Below are 23839 nucleotides of genomic sequence, written 5' to 3'. Positions count from 1 at the left end.
ACTAAAAAAAAAGGGAATACCGAAGTATTCCCAATGCTTTTTAAGCGATGGATTTTTAATCTATTTCAAGACCATCGAGTTCATCCATATCAATATCATCAATCTCTTCAATGTCAAGGTCTTCAAGGATTTCTTTAGAATCTTCAACAGATTCATCTGCACGTTCTTGGAGTTCTTCGGTATCACCAACTTCAACTTCGTTAAAAACCGATTTGTAAGTGGTAATTCCTATTGATACAATTGTAAGTATAAAAATATACTGAACAACTTTTTTAGATTGGTTTTGTTTTTTTGATAAGTAAAAAATTGCAAGCCCTAAAATAAATGCTACAATAGCAGGGATTAATGCAATGTTTGATAATGGAGTTACAGCTAAAACTACAGCAAGAATAGCTGCAATAAATCCTAGTATTACTAAAAATTTTCTCATTGATGTTTAATTTTTTAAGCCAGAAGCCGATTTTATTTTTAACTCACCACTTCCAACTGCAATTTTAAATTTAGCATAAACAGGAATTTTATTTTCATCAGCAGTTAACCATAATAAGTTGTCATTAGAACCTTTAAGTACATTACTGTTATTTATAGAAATAGCTAGTTTATAGCATGTTTTTTTACCAATGTTGGTTGAAATAGTTTCAGTTCCTAAATATTTAAAGTTAACAACGTTTTCTTTATTGTCAAACAAAACAGTAAATGATTTAGAGGTTCCTGTTGAGTAGCTAGAAAAATCTAAAGTTCTCAATTTGTATAGAGTAGATACTAAATCGCGAGTGGCACTTCCTATGGATACATTTTTGTTTTCATCCCAAAAAGTTCCATCTTTTCTCTTTTTTCTTTTTAAACTTTTAACAGTACCAGTTTTATGACTGTATTTGTACTGCATAAACTTGTAATAACCACCTTCGTTTATATCTCTTTTGTAAAGATAAGGCGTAAGCGTTTTAGGGCTTACGTAGCTTTCGTATAAGTCTCTAATTTTAAAAAAATTATCCCATTTACTATATGTGGCAGCAGTACATTTTAGCCTTAGTAATGTAGCTTTAGAGGTTTTTACCTCACTAGTTTCCATAGTTACTTGGGCTAAGTCAGTCATTAAACCTGACATATTATAAGAAGCAGTAAATGTTAATTTTTCTCCAGCGCCAACAGCATTGTTTTGAGAATAGGTGAGTGATGAGATTAAAATAGCGAGTACTAAAATAATTCTTTGCATAGGTTTTAGTTTGATTTCTATAACGAAGATAATAACATTTATTGTGCCAAATGTATTTTTAATTTATAACAATAAAAAAAAACGCTCCATAAAATTATGAAGCGTTTTAAGCGGAGAAAGAGGTAAGTGAACCTCTTTCTCAGCGTCTTTATTTATCGATGTTTCAGTCCTGTACCATTATGAGGTCACCTAATAGGTCACCTTTAAAACCTTGTGTTAAAGATACGAAATTTACTTGATTAATCCTCGTACTTTACTGATTTCAAAGCCCATAAAGTCGCAAAATTCATCAATAGTAACTAATTGGTGTGACTCTTTGTTAAGGTGCTCTTTAATCTTATTGATTATAGTTCTACCATAACGCTCACTTTTACCTGTTACTACTTGCACGTCTTTAGGGTAAATACAGATTCTACTCATTCACTTTAAATTTAAAATTAATACTCTAACTATACTTTAGCTATACAGTAGCTGTAAAGCTCTTATATACAATATACGACAATTTTCACAATGAAAAAACTATCTGTTTCGGAAGTTTTGGTAAGTTATAAACACTTCGGAAGCTCTTATAACCAGCGTGTTAGATATGTTCGTATATTTAAATATTCATCATCAAAAAATATAATTGTTATGGCAAGATTAAAAGGTATTATTAAACTCGAAGGTACGTTAGATAATTTGACGTTTTACAAGGGTAAAGAAGGCTATTTAGTAAAGACTAAAAGTGGTGTTTCAAAAGAGCGTATTCAAAATGATCCAGCGTTTGAGCGTACGCGAGAAAATGGTTCTGAATTTGGTCGCTCTGCATCTTCTGGTAAATTATTAAGAACTTCTGCAAGAAACTTAATGATTAAAGCAAAAGATAATCGAGTTTCAAGTCGTGTTACGCAAGTAATGACGAAAATTAAAAACTTCGATACCTCCTCTATAAGAGGTGAAAGAAATGTGGCAACAGGATTGGCAACACCAGAAGGTAAAGCGGCTTTAAAAGGCTTTGATTTTAATAATAGAGCTGTTTTAAGTGCGGTTTTATTTGCTCCTTTTAGCGTTGATGGTTCTACAGGTGAAATTTCAATCCCAAATTTAACGCCTGCAAATGATATTGCTTATCCAAGTGGCGCAACACACGTAAGTTTAAGTTCAGCATTTCTTAAAGTTGACTTTGATACAACAGATAATTCAATTGAATACAGTCCAACTGTAAATATTCCGATAGATTCAACCTCTGCAACTCAAACACTAACGCCTGCAGGTGTTCCAACAGGCACAGGAAACGATATATTCGTTTTATTGGTTGAGTTCTTCCAAGAGATTAACGGTGTTCAGTATCCGCTTAAAAATGGCGCATATAACGTTTTAAATATCGTTGAAGTAGCATAAAAGTTTCATTCTGACCTTTGAAGCTGAAAGAGTCCTATAATTATTATTGTAGGGCTTTTTCTTTTGCCATAATTTTTTTGAAGAAAAGAAAAAAGATAGCCAATGTTGAAGGTAGCGTGGATGATGCTGTCAAGGTTTTTGGGTAAAAGTTTTTTACTCTAAAGTCTTGAAACCTATTAACATTGCCACTTAAAAAAGTTTTATTCAAAACCCGTAGGGCTTGACCTTTACAGTATTAAGCGTTGGCTGATGAAAGCTACCTATATTTGCTTTCTTTTTTATTTTATTCTTATCCATTTAATGAGAGTAATAATTACGCCTATCATTACGACAAAGGTAAATTTTTAGTATATTTACCCTCGTTAAGAAAACACAAGTAATATTTACCCTTGTTTAAAATGGCAAAATTTAATAGAAACACACCTTATAACAGCCTACCGCTATTACCACCTAAAACAACTTTAGAAACTACTAAAGTGTTACGCAAGACTATTGATGCCAGTAGAGCATTAGCAAAACTTAATGGTATGCTTACCAATTTACCAAACCCAACATTGTTTTTAGATACCATTCATTTACAAGAGGCTAAAGCAAGTTCTGAAATAGAAAATATAATAACTACTAATGACGATTTGTATAAATCTTTGGTAGCAGACAAAAAGTTTGATAATCCAGCAACAAAAGAAGTTATAAGTTATAAGGAAGCACTTTGGAATGGTTTACAAGAAATAGAAACACGTCCATTTATAAGTACAAACCTATGCGTTGAAATTGTACAAAGCATTAAAAAAAATACCGCAGGTATCAGAACAACGCCTGGAACTGCTTTAAAAAATGCTAATGGCGAAACGATTTACACACCACCAACAGGTGAAGCTGTGATAAGAGAAAAGATGGCTAACCTTGAAACCTTTATAAATGGTGAAGATACTGTAGACCCATTAATTAAAATGGCATTAATGCACTATCAATTTGAAGCGATACATCCTTTTAGTGATGGTAATGGTAGAACAGGACGTATTTTGTTATTACTCTATTTAAAACTTGAAAAATTATTAGATACTCCAGCTATCTATTTAAGTGAATATATCATTAAAAATAAGGCTGATTACTATACTAAATTACGTGAGGTAACTGAAAATAACGATTGGGAAGGCTGGATACTCTATATGCTTGAAATGGTAGAATATACTGCTAACAAAGGACTACAACGTTTAAAAGATGTCACCGATTTAATGGAACAAATGACCAAAGAAATTAGAAATACCTTACCCAAAGTATATACTAAAGAATTGGTTGAAATACTATTTAGATTACCATATACCAAAAGACAGTTTTTAATTGATGCTAAATTAGGCACACCAAAAACCGTAGGGAATTATTTAATGGAATTAGAAGAAGTTGGGTTTTTAATTTCTGAAAAAGTTGGTAAAGAAAAACTATATCTCAATCACAGATTAATGACTGTGTTAGAAGCATCCTAATTTCCTTGGTTAACGAAATGAAACATCAACTAACTAATCTCAATCGTGTAACTAAATGATGATATTGATGTTCAATGTGACCTATAAAAAACAATAAATACTACACATTAAACAAACAAAGACTTGAGGTAAGGAATACTTGGACTTAACGATGATTTTGTGCAGTTGAATGAGATAACGTCATTTTCTTTGAAGTTCTAATGTGAGCGTGGGATAAGCGGATATTTTACATAATACCAGTTATAGCTACGAAAATATAAGAATACTGCGATAGCAAACCCTTGAAAGGATTTTTGTTACTATAACTTGTATTATGTAACATAGCTTGGGTGAGTTTAGGGTTTTATGATATAATAATAACAGAATAGCTTATTGCAGTTTGATTTGATTTTATGAAAAGCAAAGCTGTAATATGCTATTACCTTAAAGACAAAAAAACGCTAAACTTGTGAGGTGAGCGAAACAACACAAAAGACAGAGGATTTTGAGGTACGAAAAAACTGGGTTTTGGGTTGTGGGGACTTAATAGTAATCAAGTTTTCTTTCACAGATGAATTGTAAAGAATCATCAATGCAAGTAACTTTTTCAACCCAATGACCTTTTTCATTAAACTTGTATTCATAAGTTTTAGTCCAAGGTTCTTCTGAAATATAAGAGTCTGATTTTATCAAACCACTACCATAATAAGTATGTAAATAATAGTCTTTTGGCTCAAATTTATCTTCAGTTTCAATTACTTCACCATCATCATTATAATCAAAACTATGATAGTAACTTTTAACAACTTGCTTATTTCTATTTAACTCATAAATACTAACATCTTGCCAATTACAATCAGCATCTAAAATTTCTTCTCTATAATCATCAAATTCAATTGTTTGATGTAAATACCATTCATCCATTGGTACGTTCTTTTGCTCTACACAAATTGAATCATACTCTTTAGAATGATGAATCTCTCTTATGCGCTCATAAGATTTGTCAATATATTCTCTGATATATTCTACAAAATTCAATTTGTCCTGATGCTTAATGTTGTTTTCTCTAATTAAAGCATTTGATATTTTGTCAACTTCAATAATTTTCACAAGTCTATTTTGATTATCGTAATAATATGAGAATTTATTATTAGCACGAGGATGAAGATTATTCAAATGAATTAATTTACCCTTTTCATTAAAAAATGCTTTAAAACTATGTGACGTAATTTTTAATTTTCCTTTAGGTTGCTTACTAATTGAAATAGAGGGATAAGCTGTTTTTTGAGTAATCGATTTTAAACCACGTAAGTATTGATTCTGAAACTTTATGTATGCCTCGTGATAATACATTAAGATATGATTTTAGTTAACACCTCATAAATCTTAACCATTGCCAATGTGTCTAATTCGCAATAGTCTAAAAGATTTTTTCTTGTTGTTTCTATATCTTCATTAAAGTTTGGGTCTAAAACCATTCTGCCCCAAGTATCTAATGCCATAGTGCCATTATTAACATCTAAATCTGAATAGCTTATATCTGGACATAATACTGGCAATACTTTTTTAATGGAACTTGAACCGTGAAAACGATAGTCTATATAGTCTTTTTTGAAAATCGTCTCTAAATCAAACGTATGCTCATTAATGTAAGTTAGATAATTGGTAAACTCTGGCAACCATTCTATTAAGTCTTTATTTCTACCAATTTCAAAACTTGCGTGCCACGATATAAACGTACCTGCACTTCCTGTAAAGTCTTGCATAGCTTGTAGCATATCTATTGGCATTTGCATTGCATCCAATAAATATTCAAAATGCGTTAGCGTATTGTCTTCTGTTAATGTGTGAATAGATACTTGAAAGGTTAAATGCTTATGCGGACTTAAACCATCTAATCTTGGGATAGCACTTGCATAGGTTTCATAATCTATAAAATGTAATGGAAACTTTAATTTGTCTAATTCCCTTTTAATGTTTGGGATATTGATTATTGGTTGTTCTTGTTTTACAGATGCTACTTGGGTTTGTTGATTTACATTTAATTCAAAATCTAAAGGAATATCAATAATTGCTAATTGCTCATTCTCTGCTAATAAACCTATTTTTTTTGCTGAAATACGACCTATTTCATAAATACTATAGTCTGGAATAGTGGTATTAAAATACTTGAATGCATCACAATGATTAGAACGTGTTTTATAGATACAAGAGCAAACAGTTTCATTTATAGTTTCCTTATTTATAAAATTTGAACCTGCATTTATTTGATTGACCACACTTGAATATATACCATCTACTGCTTCTGTTACATCAGTAATTTCTAATAAATCATTAGCTACAATTTCACCTTGTTTAATATACGCTTTGTTTAAATGGATAATAGACACTTTAGAAACTACGTAACCACATTCTGTAAGTACATATTTCTGAAAACACGCATCTTCTATTTGTCTATGCTTTCTATCTTTTTTTATTGAGGTAGATGATTTTACTTCATAAATATGCCACGTACCATCTGTTAAACGTTCTAATATATCTATACGTGCAAATATGTCTTTATTAGTACTAAATGATGGCTGAAAGTAAACACTATGAGTATCTGTTAGTGCTTGTTGTGTTTCTGTAGGACTTCCATATTCTGGTAAGTCTAAACCATTTGCAAACAATTGTTTTGCATAGGCTTCTACCTCATAACCCTCATTAATTAATTTCTCTGCAAATAATGAAAACTCACCTTTAGGATATACTTGTGGTTTATTTTTTAATAACCATATAGATTCTGGACAATCTAAATAATATTTAAAATCTGTTTTGGTAAGTTGATGCATATTTTAAAGGCTATTCAATTTATCTTCAAATATATCTTCTCTATTTATCTTATTATAAAAAGGCATACCAATCAATTTGTATTGTTGACTTTCGTATAACTCTATTACTGCTTCTTTTTCTATCTCTTGAAGGAATTGTTCTTTCCATTCATCATTGTATAATAAATGGTCTCCTTTTGGTTCTATGAATAATTGATAAATAACTTCATCATCTGAATTTTTATCTGTCATATATAATACAAAGTCTGGCTCTGTTGCTTTTGCATCACTAAACCTATATAATTTAAAGAATCGTTCGTTTCTTAATAAATAGATGTTTTTAAAACGCTCTTTTAAATCTTCAATATTATCGTGGAAATACTTTACTAAAAACTTTTCTTCTGAAGAACCATAATTCTCGTTATAAGCATACCAATCTGCTTTGTTTAAGTCTACAAAATATTCTTGAGGTATATCATTACGCATTGTTGGTTTACCTGTTTCTGCTGTTGCATTTTGATTAACTGAAAAAGCTAATTTCTTATTCTTGAAATACTTTCTTAATGGTTCTCTATAGAATGATTTTGTACCTCTATAATCTCCAAACTTGGTAGATATTTCATTTGCTATTTTGGTAGCTACACTTATAACAATTTCTAATTTTTGATTTGCAGATAGGTTGTTTGTATCTTTTTGTAAACCTGTCACTTCTACTATTATACCTCCAAAATACTTTTCATTCGTTATAAAATCATTCATAGATTTTACACTTGGAAAAAACTTTTTGATGTTATTGAAATGGTAAAATGGTATTTTATTTAAACCCTTTTGAATAATGGTTTTATCCCATACAGAAAACAAATGTTTATTTGCATAATTTGCTTGTACTGTATTTTGCTTTACTCTGTTGTTATCTAATATAACGGTTTGAGCTGACCTATTTGTTTTTAATGCGTAGGTATGCTTTTTTACAATAGTTGGTTCTTGATATTCTAATAATGTTTTAGGGTTGTTTTTAACCTTTTTATTTAAAAATATAAAACCACTTTTATATAATGCTGTTTCTTTAAATTCATCTTTAAGAATTAAATCTACCTCTACTTTTTCTTCAGGAAACATTCCTATTTGACGAAGTGCATTGTTTAATTCTGTAATATAACGTGGGTTGTGTGAGCAATGATAATGTAAAGTCTCGCAAAAACGCATTATGTTTTCTAAATCATTATCATATTTACGTTTATCTAATTCTTGATTTTCTTCTAATTGAAACGGATAATATCTTGCACCTCTACCAATTAATTGTGCTTCTGCTACCGTAGTTTTACCTGGTTTATTTCCTGTAGCATCACGCGTATCATATAACCTAACAATATCGTATAAGTTTAAAACATCCCACCCCTCATTTAATTTATCAACTGCAAATACTGCTCTAATCTCATTATTATTATCCTCTAATGTATTAATGGTTATTTGCTTTTCGTCACTATCATTTTTAGAGTTTACAGAAACAATTTTATCTTCTGAAAAGTCTTCTTTTATTTCATCTATTAAACCTTGGGATGATATGTTTAACTCTTTAAAATATGCTATTGCTTTATCTAAAATTGCATTGTCTAATTTTATAAGGTTCTCTAATTTAGTAACGGTTAAGTTTCTTATTTCATCAATAAACGCTTTTTCCATTTCAGCACTTTCTGTAGTTGTTTTAGATTTAAACATTACTACTGGTTTTGCTAAAATGCCTTTAGATGCAAATATTTTCTTTTTAAACTGACTTATTAATACTGCAACAATTGCACGTTGTATAGGTTGATAATCTACTTGGTTGGTTTGTACTTCTTTTGAATAGCCATCTTCCCTAAACTTTGCTAATGAATAATCGTATAATAATTTATCAGCGTATTTAGATGCTATATTAGGATGATTGAGGTCTAAAGTTGCTGTAAACTCCATCATTATATTGTTTACGTTACTTCTTAAAATACGCCCAACAGTATATTCCCAACTATTAAAGTTTTCTTTTTCTCCTTTACTTAATTTCTTTTTAGTAAGTGTGTTTATATGGTGCGCTTCATCACTAATTAAAACAACTTCTTTATTTAAAAAATCATCAAAAGTTATACTGTTTTCTCTTGGTGCATTTAGTTTGGTATGTAAACCTTGAATGGTTGAAAATAGTATGCTAATATCATCTGAATTTGTGCTTTCAAAACTTTCTACTTCTGTAATATTTACATTTACACCATCTATATTAATTTGCTCTTTAAATAAATATTTAGTGCTATTTGGGTTTAAAAAGTTTTCTTTTGTTTTACGGATAATGGTATCTGTATTTACAAAGAAAATAAAGTTACGATAGCCCATTTTGTACAACTCTAACATTGTACCTGCCATTACCAAGGTTTTACCAGAACCTGTTGCCATATGAAACAACACTTGTGTTGGTTTTGCTCTTAAACGTGGGTTATTTATGTAATAGTTAAAGTGTGTAAACGCTTCTTCTTGATAAGGACGTGGTGCAAACTTCAGATTGTTTTTAATTATTGGTGACAACTCTACAATTAAATCGCCATCATCAATTTTAGTTGCAATACGCTTGTCTAAACGCTGAATAGTATCTTGATTAAATAAACTCATATCAACTATTATTTTTTATAAAATGAATAGTTTAACGCTTTATCTTCATCACTAATATTGTAACTGGCATCTTCAATTTCGCTAAAATTTACATACAATTGGTTTTTATCTAATATTTCTATTAAATAGTGTTGCATAGTCTCTAAAGAAGCTGTTTTAAAAGCATTTAAACGCTCGTTAAACATATCTTTATTAAATTGATATGATATGAATGCTTTGTCTTGCATTTCTTCCCAAATTGCAAGTATATCTTCTTTAGTTTTAGCTTCTTGTATTCTATCTACAAAGTATTGATTGTATTGCATAAGTTCTGCATATACAAAAGAATCGTTATTAATTACTTTTTGATTTCTTTCTACGCAAATATCAATATGTTCAGCTAATTGCTCTACTAACATAAACTTTCTGTTACCACCGTCCTCTTTATTTAATTCTAAAACAGCGTGTGCTGTAGTACCACTACCTGCGTGAAAATCTAATATAATATCATCTTTATTTGATAATAATTTTAGAGTGTCAATAACAGTATAAAGAGATTTAGGAAAACTAAAACCTTTTCTACCTATTATCTTTTCTAATAATCTTATACCATTGTGATTAGCATTATATTTTTTATCACTCCAAATGGTAGGTACTTTTTGTCCTTTGTCAACTCTATATTTTTCATAAATTATTAATGAATCTTTCTCTTTTATAGGTACTAATTCTGTAAGCTTTTTTTCTGTTGAGCCTTTTGATAGTTTCCAAGTTCTTTCTTGACCTGTTGTAGTAATTGGATATACCTCATAAAAATCTTCTTTGTAATTAAGGCTTAATTGAGATAAATCTTTACTTACATAAATTGGATACCAGAAGTTAGATTTATTAACTCTTAAATTTGCATCACCACCACCTACTCGAATAAAGTTCTTTAATTTATATCTACCTATATCATCTTCTTTATCAAACGTTTTTAAAAAATCCTCATTTAATACGACATTATTAAAAGCCGCAAACTCATTATTCTTGCTGTATATTAGCATAAAGTCATTAACAGTTGAAAAATACTTTGCTTGATTGCGGCCCATTGGATTATTAACAACCGAAACTATACCCAATCTATTTTCTTGTCCAAAAATTTCATCAGCCAAAGTAATAAGGTAGCCTAACTCATAGTGATCGATTGCGATAGCAATAAAACCATCTTTAGTCAACAGATTTTTTGCTATTGTTAATCTGTTTTTCATAAACGTTAGCCACGTAGAATGATTAAAAGTATTATTATAGGTAAATATATTTGCATCACCACCTGTGTTATAAGGTGGGTCTATATAGATTAACTTAATTTTTTCTCTATGTGTTTTTAATATTGAAGAAATTACTAATAAATTATTTCCCTTTAATATAAGGTTCTCATCACCTTTTAATTCTGTTATTTTATACGCACCCTCTTTATCGTATTTTTTAAAGTTGGTGAACGCTTTAGCATCTAATAATCTATCAACATTATCTGGTGCAAGTGTTTCGTTCCAAAATATTTCGTTTCTTTTTTGGTCTTCTTTGGTTTGACCTCCTTCTAAAATACAATCTTTATGTGGCCATACTAACACTACATCGTTTTTGGTTTTAATGAAGTTATCTGTAGTATCATCATTAATAGCTAAACCTATTTTATTTTTAAAAGCTGTATAGCTATCAGGCAAAAAAGACTTATTGTTTACAAAACGTTGAAACTTAATTTTATCGAACACCAATACATTTTCTACTTCTTGAAAGAAGTGTTTTTTAAAGGTTTCGTTTTTAATTAATAGGCTTATTAAAAAAGGTTCTACTTTTAAAGCAGCTTCTATTATTTTGTTTTTATTAAGTTGGTTATCTACTACTAAATTGTCTTCATGTTTAAGTAGTTCTATAAGGTCGTTTTGTAAGTTTTGCATTCTATATTATGATATTTAATATCTATTCCTGTGAATCTATAAAAATATAAATCTTTTATGTGGTAATTAGCAATATTTCCAAGTAAATTTTTAAAGTCAATAACCCATTGGGTTTGCTGTGCTTTAGTTAATGTTTTTCATAGCCATAATGAATATTATAATAATCTAAATAATTGTCTATTATTTCATATTCCTCATTTTTAAACGCAAAAAAGTATGGTAATATCTTACTTATAGTTACTTGTTCTTTAAGCACTTGGTCTATGTAAGGTAAAAAGGCATTAGTAATTTCTAATTCAGTCTTTACTTTTAGAGATTTTTTAACCTGTTCTTTTAACCTCTTTGTAACAACTAATTTACTTTCGCTTTTACCTCTTTTTTGAGAATCGCTTTTATTATGCATTTGTATTCTTGATTTATATAGCCTTTGTAACTCATCAATTAAATGGTCTACATAATCATTCTCATCAACAATTTTTTGTTCAATGTATTTTAGTTTATTAACTGCTATTGAATCGAATGTAAAAAATTTGTTTAAAGACGGTCTGTGTTCTTCTTCAAAATACTTTTCAAGATATTCGCAAAGAAATTCTATTTCATAATTTTTTAAAGCACGGAATAAATCAATGTCATTAAATTTTAGCGCAGTTGGTGAAATATTTTTTTGATATTTAAGAGAAGATAAATAATCATTAAAAAAAGAGAGAACATCTTCCCCTTCAGATTCGCTGTCATATTTTTCTTTTTTATTTATTTCTTCTTTATTATTCTTTATATTATTCTTTTGTAGGTAGTTGTCAACTAAAGGAATAAAGAAATCAGACAAATGCTTGCTAAAATCAGAAGATAGTTTACCGTTATTAGACAACTGATATATTTTAGGTATTAAATCAACTATTTTAGGGTAGTGAACGGTAAAAAACTTTACTCTTGGCATCCCTTTAATTTCTGTTGATATAATACCAAGGTCTTTGAATCTTCTAATTATAGAATTTAAAGAGTGTTTTTTAATGCCTGTTTCTTGTCTGATAGTTTCTGAACTATGATAGAACTCTTTTTGCTTTTTAAAAGCCATTCCTTTAACTACTATATACTCAAAAAAAACAACCTCTTCACAATTGAAGAAGTCGTAATTGTATCGGTTTAGTTTTAAAATATTAATAGCTAAAGGATGCTTATCCTTCTTTTTTAATTTCTGCATCTGACCTACTGAATTAATTTTATTATTATTGTTTATTCACATTATGATTTCTAAATACGCTACCGCAATTTGCATATATTATATGCCAACGTCCACAAGCTAATTGATGCATCTGAATATTAGTACAGATGACTTATGCCCATAAGAACCCTTATACCTATGCATATATTTATTATAGTAGATAAATATCACTTTTTCTACTAAAAATATAACACAAATAAGCAAGAGGGTCGCAAAAACCGCTCGTTTTAGCACTCATTTTTCCGCTATGCATCGGTGTTAGCTATCGACAAAACTCATAATGAGTAAATAAATGCATTTTTTGGTGTGGGTTGACGGTTCTTGTGGCGGATGCTCTCTCGTAATTTTGCTTCTGCGAAAATTGAGGTGTATTAGCATCGGCAATCATTGCCCACTTTCACTAACTTCGAGTACTGTACTACAAACCAGCAGTTGCATCTCGCCTCATGCTGTAAGTTCGTATGTCGTTTGAGTTAAGGTCTAACCATTGAAAACACCTTTGTTTGTTCAAGACAATATTTGGGCAATTATTATGCGCTTTTATTTTGGGTTAAAATTCTAACTACATCGTCATACTCATAGTACATTGTTTTACCCATTTTGGTAAAGGGTAGTGTACCATTGATTCGTAAATTCTGCAACGTACCTGGTGAGATATTTAATAGCTCACGTACGTCTGCTGATTTTAACCACTTTTTTTGCTCGTTTTGGCTTCCTAAAATTGTCTTAAGTTCTGTAATGATTTCTTGTTTTAGAGTCTTTAAATCATCCTTTGTAATTACTTCAAATGTCATTCTGTATAAAAAATATTAATAGGTATTAACTACCTGATTTCTAACATACAATATACGTCAAAATCACCTTTTTTAAATGAAAAGTTATTGACAGTTCTTAACAATTTTACATCAATTATAAACAGAAAAACCCCTGAATAATCAAGGGTTTAAGCATATACTTATATTCTTTGTTTATATGTGTTAATTAGCGATTCTCTTGGAAGCATCAATATTAGTTTTGTTAGCAAACTTTTGTTTTAAAATTGCCATATCATCGCTTACTTTTCTATCCAATATTTTGGCATAGTGTTGTGTTGTTTTCAAAGATTTATGTCCTAACATTTTGCTTACTGATTCCATAGGCACACCGTTAGACAATGTTACCGTAGTTGCAAACGTATGACGAGCTAAATGGGTAGTTAAGTTTTTATTGATACCACACAAATCTGCTATCTCTTTTAAATAGGCATTAGACTTTTGATTGCTCAATACAGGAAGTAAAACCCCTTTAGTTACTGCCTCTGGATGGTTCTCATATTTCTTTATAATCTCTAAAGCGGTTGGAAGTAGGGGAATATTACTGCGTGTATCGGTTTTAGTACGCTTTGTCTTTATCCACTTATCGCCATCAATACCAAATACCAAATTGTCTTTTGATAGCTTCTTAACGTCGCTATAAGCTAAACCAGTAAAGCAACAGAATATAAAAATATCTCGTACTTGCTCTAAACGATTGGTGTGTAATTCTTTTTCAAGCATTGTTTTTATTTCTCCTTCTGAAAGGAATTGACGTTCCACTTCTTTTAAACGTACTTTATAATTTAGAAATGGGTCTTTTTTAATCCAATCGTTAGCTATTGCTATACGCACAATCTTTTTAAAGTTTTTGATATACTTTATAGTACTGTTATGTCCGCAGTTTCTAACCGTTTTTAAATAGAACTCAAAATCTGTAATATACTTGTGGTCTATTCTATTCACAGGAATATCGCTTACTTTATATTGATGTTGCATAAACTCTTGCAGATGCTTACATACTGTTTTATAGCGTTCTAAAGTTCCTGCAGAAAATTCTCTACCAACTAATTTTTCAACTTGCTTGTTGTGATTATTAAAGATGGTTATGAGTGTTCTTTGTTTTTCCTCAACGCCTAAAAACTTGTTTTTAAGGGTTTCTGTTGTAACCTCTTTGTTATCTTGAATTAAGTCTCTTTGGCTTTGATATACTTTTGTAGTAAGTGAATCTAAATAGGCATTTAGTTCTCGAATATCTTCTGTTCTTCCAATAGCTTTATTGGCTTCAACGCTCCATTTTTCAATGGCAATGGTACGTTTTGTACTAATCTCTGTACGCTTACCATCTATGGTAATACGTAGGTAAATAGGGCATTTGCCCTGTGCATCTACTTTACTCTTTTTTAAGTAGAATAATAATCCAAATGTTTTGTTCATTCTGGTGACCTTTAATTATACATTAATTTACGAAATTTCGAGGTCTTTTAATTGATATATTATACTGATTTATAAGTAGTTATAAACAATTAGGTGACCTAATTAAGGTTTAAAAAAGGTCACCTAATAGGTCACCAACAGAATGGTATTTAATACATATTTTGATGTTTTGGGTAAAATAAAAAGTCCCATAAACATTGAGTTTACAGGACTTTCGTCGATTTTGAATAAATCTTGGCGGAGAAAGAGGGATTCGAACCCCCGGAGGTGTGACCCTCAACAGTTTTCAAGACTGCCGCATTCGACCACTCTGCCATTTCTCCGATTGCGGATGCAAATATAGAACCCTTTTTTATTTCTTTCAAATAAAAACAACAATTTTTTATACTAAATATAATACTATAGAATTAATTTATGGAATGTATATTCTCTAAACCTATGCAAGTGTTAACTTTGCGCAAAAATTTAAAAATAAATAATGGATATAATAAATAGCCTTAAATGGCGATATGCAACAAAAAAATTTGATGCAACTAAAATTATTTCTAACGAAAAGCTAAATATAATTAAAGAAGCATTTAATTTAACAGCAACATCTTTTGTTTTACAAACTATAAATATGGTTATTGTTTCTGATAAAGAAGTTAGAAATTCTTTAGTAGAGCATTCATACAATCAATTACAAGTAAAAGAAGCTTCACATTTGTTGGTTATATGCATACAAGATAATATTACTGATGAAGATGTTGATAAACATTTTGATAATGTTAGTAATATAAGAAACACACCAGAGCACATTTTAGCACCTTTTAGATCAGATTTAAAAACCATGATGCAGCGAATGACTGAACATGAAAGACAACAATGGTCAGTTAAACAAGCTTATATTGCTTTAGGTAATTTAATGACTGTTTGTGCTGTTGAAAAGATAGACGCTTGCCCTATGGAAGGTTTTAAAGCTGATAGCTATGATGAAATTTTAAACTTAAAAGATAAAAATTTAAAATCTGTATTGTTACTACCTGTTGGTTATAGAGCAGAAGACGATATGTTTGCTTCGTTTAAGAAAGTTAGAAAGAATGTTAATAATGCTGTTATTGAATATTAATAATATTCGTTAAAAAAGGCTTTGCCTTAATCGCTGAATAATTTATATTTGTTAATCTTATTAATTAATACTTCACTTATGAAAAAGCTTATCGTATTATTCGTTTGCCTAATTAGTTTAAACTTTTATGCACAAGAAAGTCAGTTTAATTGGTTAACAGATTTAAACACAGCTGTTAAAGCTTCAAAAGACCAAAACAAACCAATTTTGTTATTTTTTACTGATACTAATTCAACTGAAAGTCAGAAAATGAATATTGAATTATTCAAATCTCAGGAGTTTAAAGCTATCGCTGATAAAGCAATACTTTTAATTGCTGATAACTCTTCTGAAAACAATATACCTAAGCGATTAATTATTCATTATAATAAGATCAATCAATTTTCATCATTTGTAACTTTAGATTCTACAGGGAAAGCAATTGGTACTCCAACGACTGATTTCAGTACAGAATCATTAAACAGTTATATTTCATTTTTAAATTCGCTTTAAAATTACTACATGCCAGGATTTGAGCTTTTCGGAGATGCAGAACGAAAAGAAGTAAATGACGTTTTAGAGAGTGGTGTTTTAATGCGCTATGGCTTTGATGCTATGCGTAATGGTCACTGGAAAGCAAAAGCGTTAGAACAAGAACTTCAAAGTACATTACAAGTTAAACACGCACAATTAGTGTCTAGCGGAACAGCTGCTGTGTCTATAGCATTAGCTTCAGCAGGAATAGGTTCGGGAGATGAAGTTATCATGCCAACATTTACTTTTGTAGCTAGTTTTGAGGCTATTATGATGTTGGGAGCAATTCCAATCCTTGTTGATATTGATGATACTCTAACTTTAGATCCTGAAGCTGTGAAAGCAGCAATTACTCCAAAAACAAAAGCTATAATGCCAGTACACATGTGTGGTAGTATGGCAAATTTAGATGAGCTGCAATCCATTTGTAAAACACATAATCTAATATTAATTGAAGATTCTTCGCAAGCTACTGGTGCCACTTATAAAGGAAAACCTTTAGGAAGTATTGGTGATTTAGGTTGTTTATCGTTAGATTATGTAAAAATTATTACTTGTGGTGAAGGAGGTGCTGTATTAACCAACAACGAAAAGTATTATACAAATTCTGATCACTTTTCAGACCATGGTCATGACCATAAAGGAAATGATAGAGGAGCAGAAACTCACCCGTTTTTAGGCTATAATTTTAGAATATCTGAACTCAATGCAGCTGTTGGTTTAGCACAACTGCGTAGGTTAGATGAATTTGTAGCTATCCAAAAGAAAAATTATAGTATTATTAGAGAAGCACTTTCTGTAATTCCTGAACTTACATTTAGAACAGTGCCAGAAGGTGGAGAAGAAAGTTATTCGTTTCTTAGTTTTTTCTTACCTGATTTAGAAACCTCAAGAAAAGCAGTAAAAGCTCTAAAAGACACAGGAATTGATGGCTGCTTTCATTACTATGATAATAATTGGCATTTTATTAGAAAGTGGGAACATTTAAAAGATTTAAAAACACTTTATCCGCTTTCTAAAGAAGTAAAGGATGGGTTAAAGTATCTTCAAACTAAAGATTTTTCTAAATCTAATCACTTTATCGGTAGAAATATTTCTTGCTTAATAAAATTATCTTGGACAGAACTAGAAGTTAAAGAGCGTGCTTCTAAAATGGTAAAAGCCATTCAGTCAATTCTTTAAATCCCTATTTTGTTAGGCAATTTCTTCAATGTTACATTTATTGTATACTTTGTTACAATAGTGATACTCCCTTTTTTGCTTTGATTATAGTTTTACAATGCTATTAATTGAAGGAGAAGGGAGATGACAATATACAACACTGTTGTTTCCCTTTTATTTTTAAATACTTCAAGGTTAATCTTCTATATCATTATGAAGTGTATAGTCTTAACTATCAAAACTTTATTTGTTGTTAATACATGTGCGGTTTCTATAATATATGGACAAGACATTAAACAAGAAAATAAGACAGATGTAAAGTAACATTTAGTTATAGAGCAAAATAAATACTGTTTACAGTTTTTTTTAAATAATCGTTTTACAGTCAGTTTTAAGGTAATAGGAGATTTTAGTATAAAGATGTTTTTTGAGCATTTTAAAAACACTCAATTTTGATCAGTTAGACTAATCATGGAAAAGGACCAAATATCAAAACAATTTCATAGTAACAAAACTCAAATTGACGATTCGTCAAGGCGAACGTTTTTTAAACAATTGGTACTTGGGAGTATGGGATTTTATCTTTCACCAATGCTCTTGCAAAGTTGTAGTAAAGATGATTTAGGTAAACCTCCTTTTGGCGTGTGGAAAGACATGATTAAAATTTTAGAGCAAAGTCCAGATCATTTTATTGGTAGACGAAACGCTTTAGTTGCTTCTAAAAACCCAGAAGCAATGACCAACTTTGTTAGAGATAGTTTTCAAATTATTCCTTGGCAAAGCGATTTTCTTCACCATTCTGCTAATGGTACTATTTATGGGAAAGAGATGGCTTTACGCTGCGGACTTGCAACACCTCGCGAAAAAGCTGAAATTTTAAAAGACATGCTACTAGATGCTGGTTATGAGGCTAAAGTGGTTTTGGAAGAAACCGAAATAACCTTAGATGAAGCAAAGGCAATAGTTTATCAAAAATTAACTCCACAATTTGCGCCACCAATTACCAATAAAAAAATGCGCAAGTGGCAAAAAATGATGGGAGTAACCAATAAAGAGGAAACTTACAAACAAATACTAAATATTGTCGAAAGCTCCGAAACACTAGCCAATAACCTTTTAAACAATATTGATAAAAAATATATTAGAGATAGAACGGTTAATTTTAGGTTTCATAAAGCTTATGTGCCTTCGGTTGTGTTTTATGAAGAAGGAGCTGAAAAGTATGCGCATGTGTTTGACCCAAAAGTGTCTTTTGGGAACTTGCATCCAACTAACAAAAAAAAGACCTTTAATAAAGCAGGCGAATATAAAGACCCAAAAGATGAAGATGTTACTATTACATTGTCTTGTAGAAACGCCTTAGACCATTGGAGTGAAACTGAGCTGTTGACAGGAACTTGGAAGCTTTCTGAATTATTAGGGAATCAGTTGCAGGTTCAGTTTCTCAATAATATGAGTTTTGAAGAACAGTCAGTAAAATCTATTTCTGAAATTACTTCTTTCACTCCTTGTTTTGCGCTTCAAGACATTAATAAGGATGCTACTTATCTAGAGGAGCGTACTGTTTTAGGCGAACCAATAACTTTAGAAGCTGTAAAAATATTTGAAAATTATAATCCTGATAGTTTGCCTAATAATGAAGAGCCTTCAGCTATAAAAAAAGTACACTCTTTTGAAGGATCAGTTTTTCCACAGGCATTTCCAAAAGTACGATTGGAGCTAAGCCCTAAAGATGCTCAAGGAAATATTATTGAAGGTATATCAATAGGAAATTTTGAAATTACTGATAATGGACAAACTGTTTCAGGTTGGATGAATCAAAATGTGCTTTCACCCAAAATTTTATTGTTATATGATACGTCTGCAAGTATGCCTGGTGAATATGCAGGTGATAATATAAAACTGTTTTTACAGAATACCGAAGCAGCAATCAAAAAAACCTATCCAAAAGCTAGAGTAATACTTCAGCAAACAGGTTCAAATATTTATACAGCATTACTCAAATCAAAACAGTTGGATGTAGATGTAATTCTTTATGCAACTGATGGAGATAATAATGATGCATTTGATGCTTCATATACACCAATTTATGAGGCTGGTCCACCTGCTATTTTTCTTAATGTAAAACCTCAAGGTACAGTATATAAACATTTGAGAGAAAATATGGACTTTATTGAGATTGCTGCAGATGATCAAGAGCTTACCATTACTGAGATTACTAAAATTATTGATGGTTTAAACTTTCCTACTTATGTAGTAACATATTCTGCTTTTGCTGAAAAAGATGCACATAATGTAGAAGTTAAGCTAAAAGATACAACACATAAAGTCAATTTAAACTATAAGTTTCCAGAACCTAGTGACCATCTTTTGGGTAATCGTATGGTTGGACTTTATCTCACCATAAAACGATTAGGAAAAAATCCTATTAAACGTGTGTTGGCAGGTTATGAGCCTCATAATGATTTTTATGCTAATCCAACACAACTCACCCGAAAAATGATAGATGAAGTGCACGAAATACTTCTTGGAGGTGCAGTTATGGCTTTTGAACGAGAAGCACCAACACTTTCTATTCAGCTAACGGAGTATTTACAAGCATTAATGAGTAATCAAAATTGGTTTGAAGCCTATCAAGAAGGCAATATTAAAACAGCGGTTGAAGAAATAGCTAAAGGTGGTTTTAGTTATCCTTCTCTATTATTAAGTATGTTGCAGCCTATTCAAAATAATGTAACAGAGCAAGCCATAACCTATCCAAACGGATTTAGATCTTGTATTGTTAAATTTTCTCCAGGATTTTATAATAACGAAACTAAGACTTCTTTCGATTTTTTACCAACTTCAGAATATCAAACTGTGAGTAGAAGTGGAACTGGAAATTTTGAAGAAACCCTAAAGAAAACAGCTCAATTAGCAATTTTAGAAGGTTACGTGTTTGAAGATAGTGCCTATTCTCAACTCAAAGAAAAACCCTTACTACTAAATAAAGCAATGGGACGAGATGAACGTTTCAGTTCGCAAACTCTTGGAAGCGATTATCATTATTATGGAAAACAAATATTTGGAGGAGGTATTTTAAAACTTTTTGATACATCCTTACAAGTAAAATCATTTTGGAAAATAGATCCAATTAAAGGTGAACTCTATGGCATTTTACCAAACCAAACAGGTGGAGGCTCAAGAACTACTTACCAACAATTGATGGAGCTAGATAAGGTTATAGAAGGTTATAAAGAAGTCTTATCTGCCATGAATTTTGGTCTTACTGTTACTGGGCTTGGAAATTTACCATTGGGTCTTGTAGCAGCTTATAGCTTAACCCTAGTGAAACTATATGCACTAGCATCTCAAGCTTTAATATTGATGAACACAACAGGAATGGATGAAGATTTAACTATTGCACTCCAAGCTTTAGCCTGCGATTTATATAAGGAAATACTATATGATTCTTTTTATGGAGTAGGTACAGCTGCCAGCACTATAGAAAACCTAATTGGAGCTATGGGAGGTATTGACGGAGAAGATTTCTCATTCTTTAAATGCTAAATATTTAATACAATATAAAATCATGAAAGCAAAAACACATATAAAAACATTGACAGCAATTATAATGCTGCTACCAAGTTTAATTTTTTCTCAAGAAGATTACGAATTATGGGGAATGACTTTTCGAGGAGGAAAATCTGATATGGGAACCATCTTCAAAACTGATGAGAATGCCGAAAACCTTGAGGTTCAATACGACTTTTTTAAAACTGATGGTTATGATATACATAGTGGAGTAATAGAAGCCTCTAACGGAAAGTTTTATGGACTGTCACCTTATTCGGGACTTTATTTATATGGTGTTTACTATGATAGCGATAATATTGGTGGAGTTTTGTATGAATATGATCCTGCAACTGGAGTGTTTGAAACTAAATTTAGGTTTGGTGTTGATGAGTTTGAGGTGATCAATTCAACAAACGGAAAGCGTCCTGAAGGAACACTTATTGAAGTTAATAATAAACTTTATGGAATGACTAGAGAAGGAGGAGACCATGGTGATGGAGTCATTTTTGAATATGATTACTTACAAGATACCTTTACAAAACTTCATGATTTTAATGATTTAAATGGTAGAGCACCAGAAGGAGAGCTTACATATGCTTCTAATGGAAAACTATATGGAATGACTACTGTTGGAGGTGATTATGATGATGGCGTTATTTTCGAATTTGATCTCAACACTAATACTTACACAAAAAAGATCGATTTTGATGATAATGCACTAAACCCAGGAAGAAGACCTTATGGTTCATTGTTCGAAGCTAGTAATGGAAAGCTGTATGGCTTAACCAGTGAAGGTGGTACAAATGATTCTGGTGTATTATTTGAATATGATTTTCTTACCAATACATTGACTAACTTATTTAATTTTGGATTAGCTGGAACTTCTGGAGCTTATCCGCTAGGAACATTAGTGGAAGGTCCAAATAATTCTTTAGAACTATTTGGTACAACTTCAGAAGGAGGGACAGAAGATTACGGTATTCTTTTCAAATATAATATATCTACAAGTACCTATACTACACTGTTAAGTTTTGCATCTTCAAACAATTTAGGTTATTCACCAGGACCTAAGCTTACACTAGCATCTAATGACAAGCTATATGGCGTTACAGAGTATGGTGGAGCTAGTGGAATTGGATCCTTATTTGAGTATAACCCTTCTACAGGTCTATCTAGTTTGTTATATGGTTTTAATATAAATTCTGGGTATTATCCATATGCAGGTCTTTTTGAAGCTTCAGACGGTAAATTATATAGTATAGCTAACAAGACGCGTTATGGATTAGTAGACTCTTTCAATAGTATGTTTTATAGTTTTGATTTATCTACAAATAGTTATACCCCAATTTTTAAATTTAATAGCTCAACTGATGGTGCAGGACCTGATGGAAGTCTAATATATTCTGAAAACAGACAAAAATTCTATGGTTTAACATTAAGAGGAGGAATAAATGACTCAGGCGCAATTTTCGAATATAACCCAATAAGTAATATTTATACAAGACTACATAGTTTTGATGAACCAGATAGTAGCCCTGAAATGGGAATTTTTCCAAGAGCAAGTTTACTAGAAGCGTCCAATGACAAGTTGTATGGAACAGCATTTAGAGGAGGAAGTAACGAACTAGGTATGTTGTTTGAGTTTGATTTATCAACAAACACTTTTGCAAAGAAGCATGATTTTGGTCAGTTGCTAGGAGGAACACCATTAGGTGATTTGGTTCAGGCTTCTAACAATAAAATTTATGGAATGGCATCAGTAGGAGGACAAGGTAATTACATGGGGAGTGAAGTTTCTGTTGGAACTATTTTTGAATATGATATTAATACAGAAAGTTATACTAAAATTCACGATTTTAATGTAGAAAATGGAGCATTACCAAATGGTGGTTTAATTGAGGCAACAAATGGAAAACTTTATGGAATGGCTACTCAAGGAGGATTAAAGGGTGTTGGAGTTATTTTTGAATGGGATTTTGTTACAGGCTTCAACAAACTATATGATTTCGATTTTGAAGACTTAAATGGTTATTATCCTTATGGAAATTTACTTCAATTTGATGCTAATACACTTTATGGATTGACTTCAGAAGGAGGTGTAAATGGTAACGGAATTATCTTTAAATATGATATACAAACCAATACCTTTTCTAAGGTTTTTGATTTTAATGATGTGTTAACAGGAGCTAAACCTCTTGGTGGCTTAACAAAATTAAATAACAAGCTTTACGGAGTTACCTCAGAAGGCGGAACGCACAATTATGGAACTGTATTTGAGTTTAATCCTCAAACTTTAACATTCACAAAAACGTTTGACTTTGATTCCCAGAACGGAAGATTACCTGTTACTACTACATTAGTGGTTTTAGACAGGAATACACTAACGACAAATATTGTAGAAGAAAATAAGATAATTGTTTACCCAAACCCAGCTCAACAAGACATACATATAACGACAGATGCACATATTACCAAAGTATCTTTATTTGACGCTTTAGGTAAAGAAGTTTATTTAGAGATGACTGGAAATACAGTTAATGTAGAACCATTAAAAAGCGGTATTTACATATTAAAAGTAGAAACTGATAAAGGATCAAACTCTAAAAAAATAATAATTAACTAACTTTATA

Annotated in this window: 17 protein-coding genes and 1 tRNA gene; 7 read left to right on the top strand and 11 right to left on the bottom strand. The window is 30.9% G+C overall.

The features are described from left to right. Positions 1-55: 55 nt before the first annotated feature. From OD803_RS12555 to OD803_RS12545, 3 genes are all read right to left on the bottom strand, one after another. A complete protein-coding gene (locus tag OD803_RS12555) occupies positions 56-430 on the bottom strand; it encodes an FUSC family protein (protein WP_262733645.1) in 375 nt (124 codons plus the stop codon). Positions 431-436: 6 nt separating this feature from the next. After that, positions 437-1216, bottom strand: coding sequence for a DUF3108 domain-containing protein (locus OD803_RS12550; protein WP_129761743.1), 780 nt, complete (start codon positions 1214-1216; stop codon positions 437-439). A gap of 231 nt (positions 1217-1447) precedes the next feature. Then, entirely contained in the window at positions 1448-1636 is a 189-nt protein-coding gene (locus OD803_RS12545; protein ID WP_262733644.1) for a hypothetical protein, read from the bottom strand. Positions 1637-1726: 90 nt separating this feature from the next. Here OD803_RS12545 and OD803_RS12540 point away from each other — a divergent pair, with 90 nt between their 5' ends. Together OD803_RS12540 and OD803_RS12535 are read left to right on the top strand one after the other, a co-directional pair. Then, a complete protein-coding gene (locus OD803_RS12540; protein WP_332006941.1) occupies positions 1727-2596 on the top strand; it encodes a hypothetical protein in 870 nt (289 codons plus the stop codon). Between the two features lie 398 nt (positions 2597-2994). After that, on the top strand, positions 2995-4080 hold the full coding sequence (locus OD803_RS12535) for a Fic family protein (protein ID WP_262733643.1): 1086 nt from the start codon (positions 2995-2997) through the stop codon (positions 4078-4080). 522 nt (positions 4081-4602) lie between these two features. Here the strand turns inward: OD803_RS12535 and OD803_RS12530 are convergent. The 8 genes from OD803_RS12530 to OD803_RS12495 form a co-directional block, all read right to left on the bottom strand. Next, positions 4603-5412 (bottom strand): hypothetical protein, encoded by an 810-nt coding sequence (locus OD803_RS12530; protein ID WP_262733642.1) that lies wholly within the window; start codon positions 5410-5412, stop codon positions 4603-4605. After that, positions 5412-6890 (bottom strand): DUF2779 domain-containing protein, encoded by a 1479-nt coding sequence (locus OD803_RS12525; protein ID WP_262733641.1) that lies wholly within the window; start codon positions 6888-6890, stop codon positions 5412-5414. The genes OD803_RS12530 and OD803_RS12525 overlap by 1 nt, the downstream gene beginning before the upstream one ends. A gap of 3 nt (positions 6891-6893) precedes the next feature. Beyond that, positions 6894-9506, bottom strand: a complete 2613-nt coding sequence (locus OD803_RS12520) for a DEAD/DEAH box helicase family protein (protein WP_262733640.1) — start codon at positions 9504-9506, stop codon at positions 6894-6896. An 8-nt stretch (positions 9507-9514) separates the two neighbouring features. Further along, positions 9515-11422 carry a DNA methyltransferase gene (locus OD803_RS12515; RefSeq protein WP_262733639.1) on the bottom strand — a complete coding sequence of 636 codons (1908 nt, stop codon included), beginning with the start codon at positions 11420-11422 and terminating at the stop codon, positions 9515-9517. A 127-nt stretch (positions 11423-11549) separates the two neighbouring features. Next, positions 11550-12623: a hypothetical protein gene (locus tag OD803_RS12510; protein WP_262733638.1), complete on the bottom strand. Its 1074-nt coding sequence runs from the start codon at positions 12621-12623 to the stop codon at positions 11550-11552. Between the two features lie 551 nt (positions 12624-13174). Next, the gene (locus tag OD803_RS12505) at positions 13175-13438 is read right to left on the bottom strand and encodes a helix-turn-helix domain-containing protein (protein WP_115839029.1); all 264 of its coding nucleotides are present in this window, start codon (positions 13436-13438) and stop codon (positions 13175-13177) included. Between the two features lie 183 nt (positions 13439-13621). Continuing rightward, a complete protein-coding gene (locus OD803_RS12500) occupies positions 13622-14872 on the bottom strand; it encodes a site-specific integrase (RefSeq protein ID WP_262733637.1) in 1251 nt (416 codons plus the stop codon). Between the two features lie 235 nt (positions 14873-15107). Further along, positions 15108-15195: transfer RNA gene (locus OD803_RS12495), tRNA-Ser, on the bottom strand. A 155-nt stretch (positions 15196-15350) separates the two neighbouring features. Between OD803_RS12495 and OD803_RS12490 the strand changes: the two genes are divergently transcribed. The 5 genes from OD803_RS12490 (at position 15351) to OD803_RS12470 (ending at position 23832) form a co-directional block, all read left to right on the top strand. After that, a complete protein-coding gene (locus OD803_RS12490; protein WP_262733636.1) occupies positions 15351-15980 on the top strand; it encodes an NAD(P)H-dependent oxidoreductase in 630 nt (209 codons plus the stop codon). Between the two features lie 78 nt (positions 15981-16058). Then, positions 16059-16472 carry a thioredoxin family protein gene (locus tag OD803_RS12485; RefSeq protein ID WP_131509012.1) on the top strand — a complete coding sequence of 138 codons (414 nt, stop codon included), beginning with the start codon at positions 16059-16061 and terminating at the stop codon, positions 16470-16472. Positions 16473-16481: 9 nt separating this feature from the next. Then, a complete protein-coding gene (locus OD803_RS12480; RefSeq protein ID WP_262733635.1) occupies positions 16482-17675 on the top strand; it encodes a DegT/DnrJ/EryC1/StrS family aminotransferase in 1194 nt (397 codons plus the stop codon). Between the two features lie 450 nt (positions 17676-18125). Then, a complete protein-coding gene (locus OD803_RS12475; protein ID WP_262733634.1) occupies positions 18126-21203 on the top strand; it encodes a hypothetical protein in 3078 nt (1025 codons plus the stop codon). Between the two features lie 22 nt (positions 21204-21225). After that, entirely contained in the window at positions 21226-23832 is a 2607-nt protein-coding gene (locus tag OD803_RS12470; RefSeq protein WP_262733633.1) for a choice-of-anchor tandem repeat GloVer-containing protein, read from the top strand. Positions 23833-23839: the final 7 nt, after the last annotated feature.

The organism is Gaetbulibacter sp. NE, from assembly GCF_025548475.1.
GTDB lineage: Bacteria > Bacteroidota > Bacteroidia > Flavobacteriales > Flavobacteriaceae > Gaetbulibacter_B > Gaetbulibacter_B jejuensis.
This window is presented reverse-complemented; position numbering and strand designations above follow the sequence as displayed.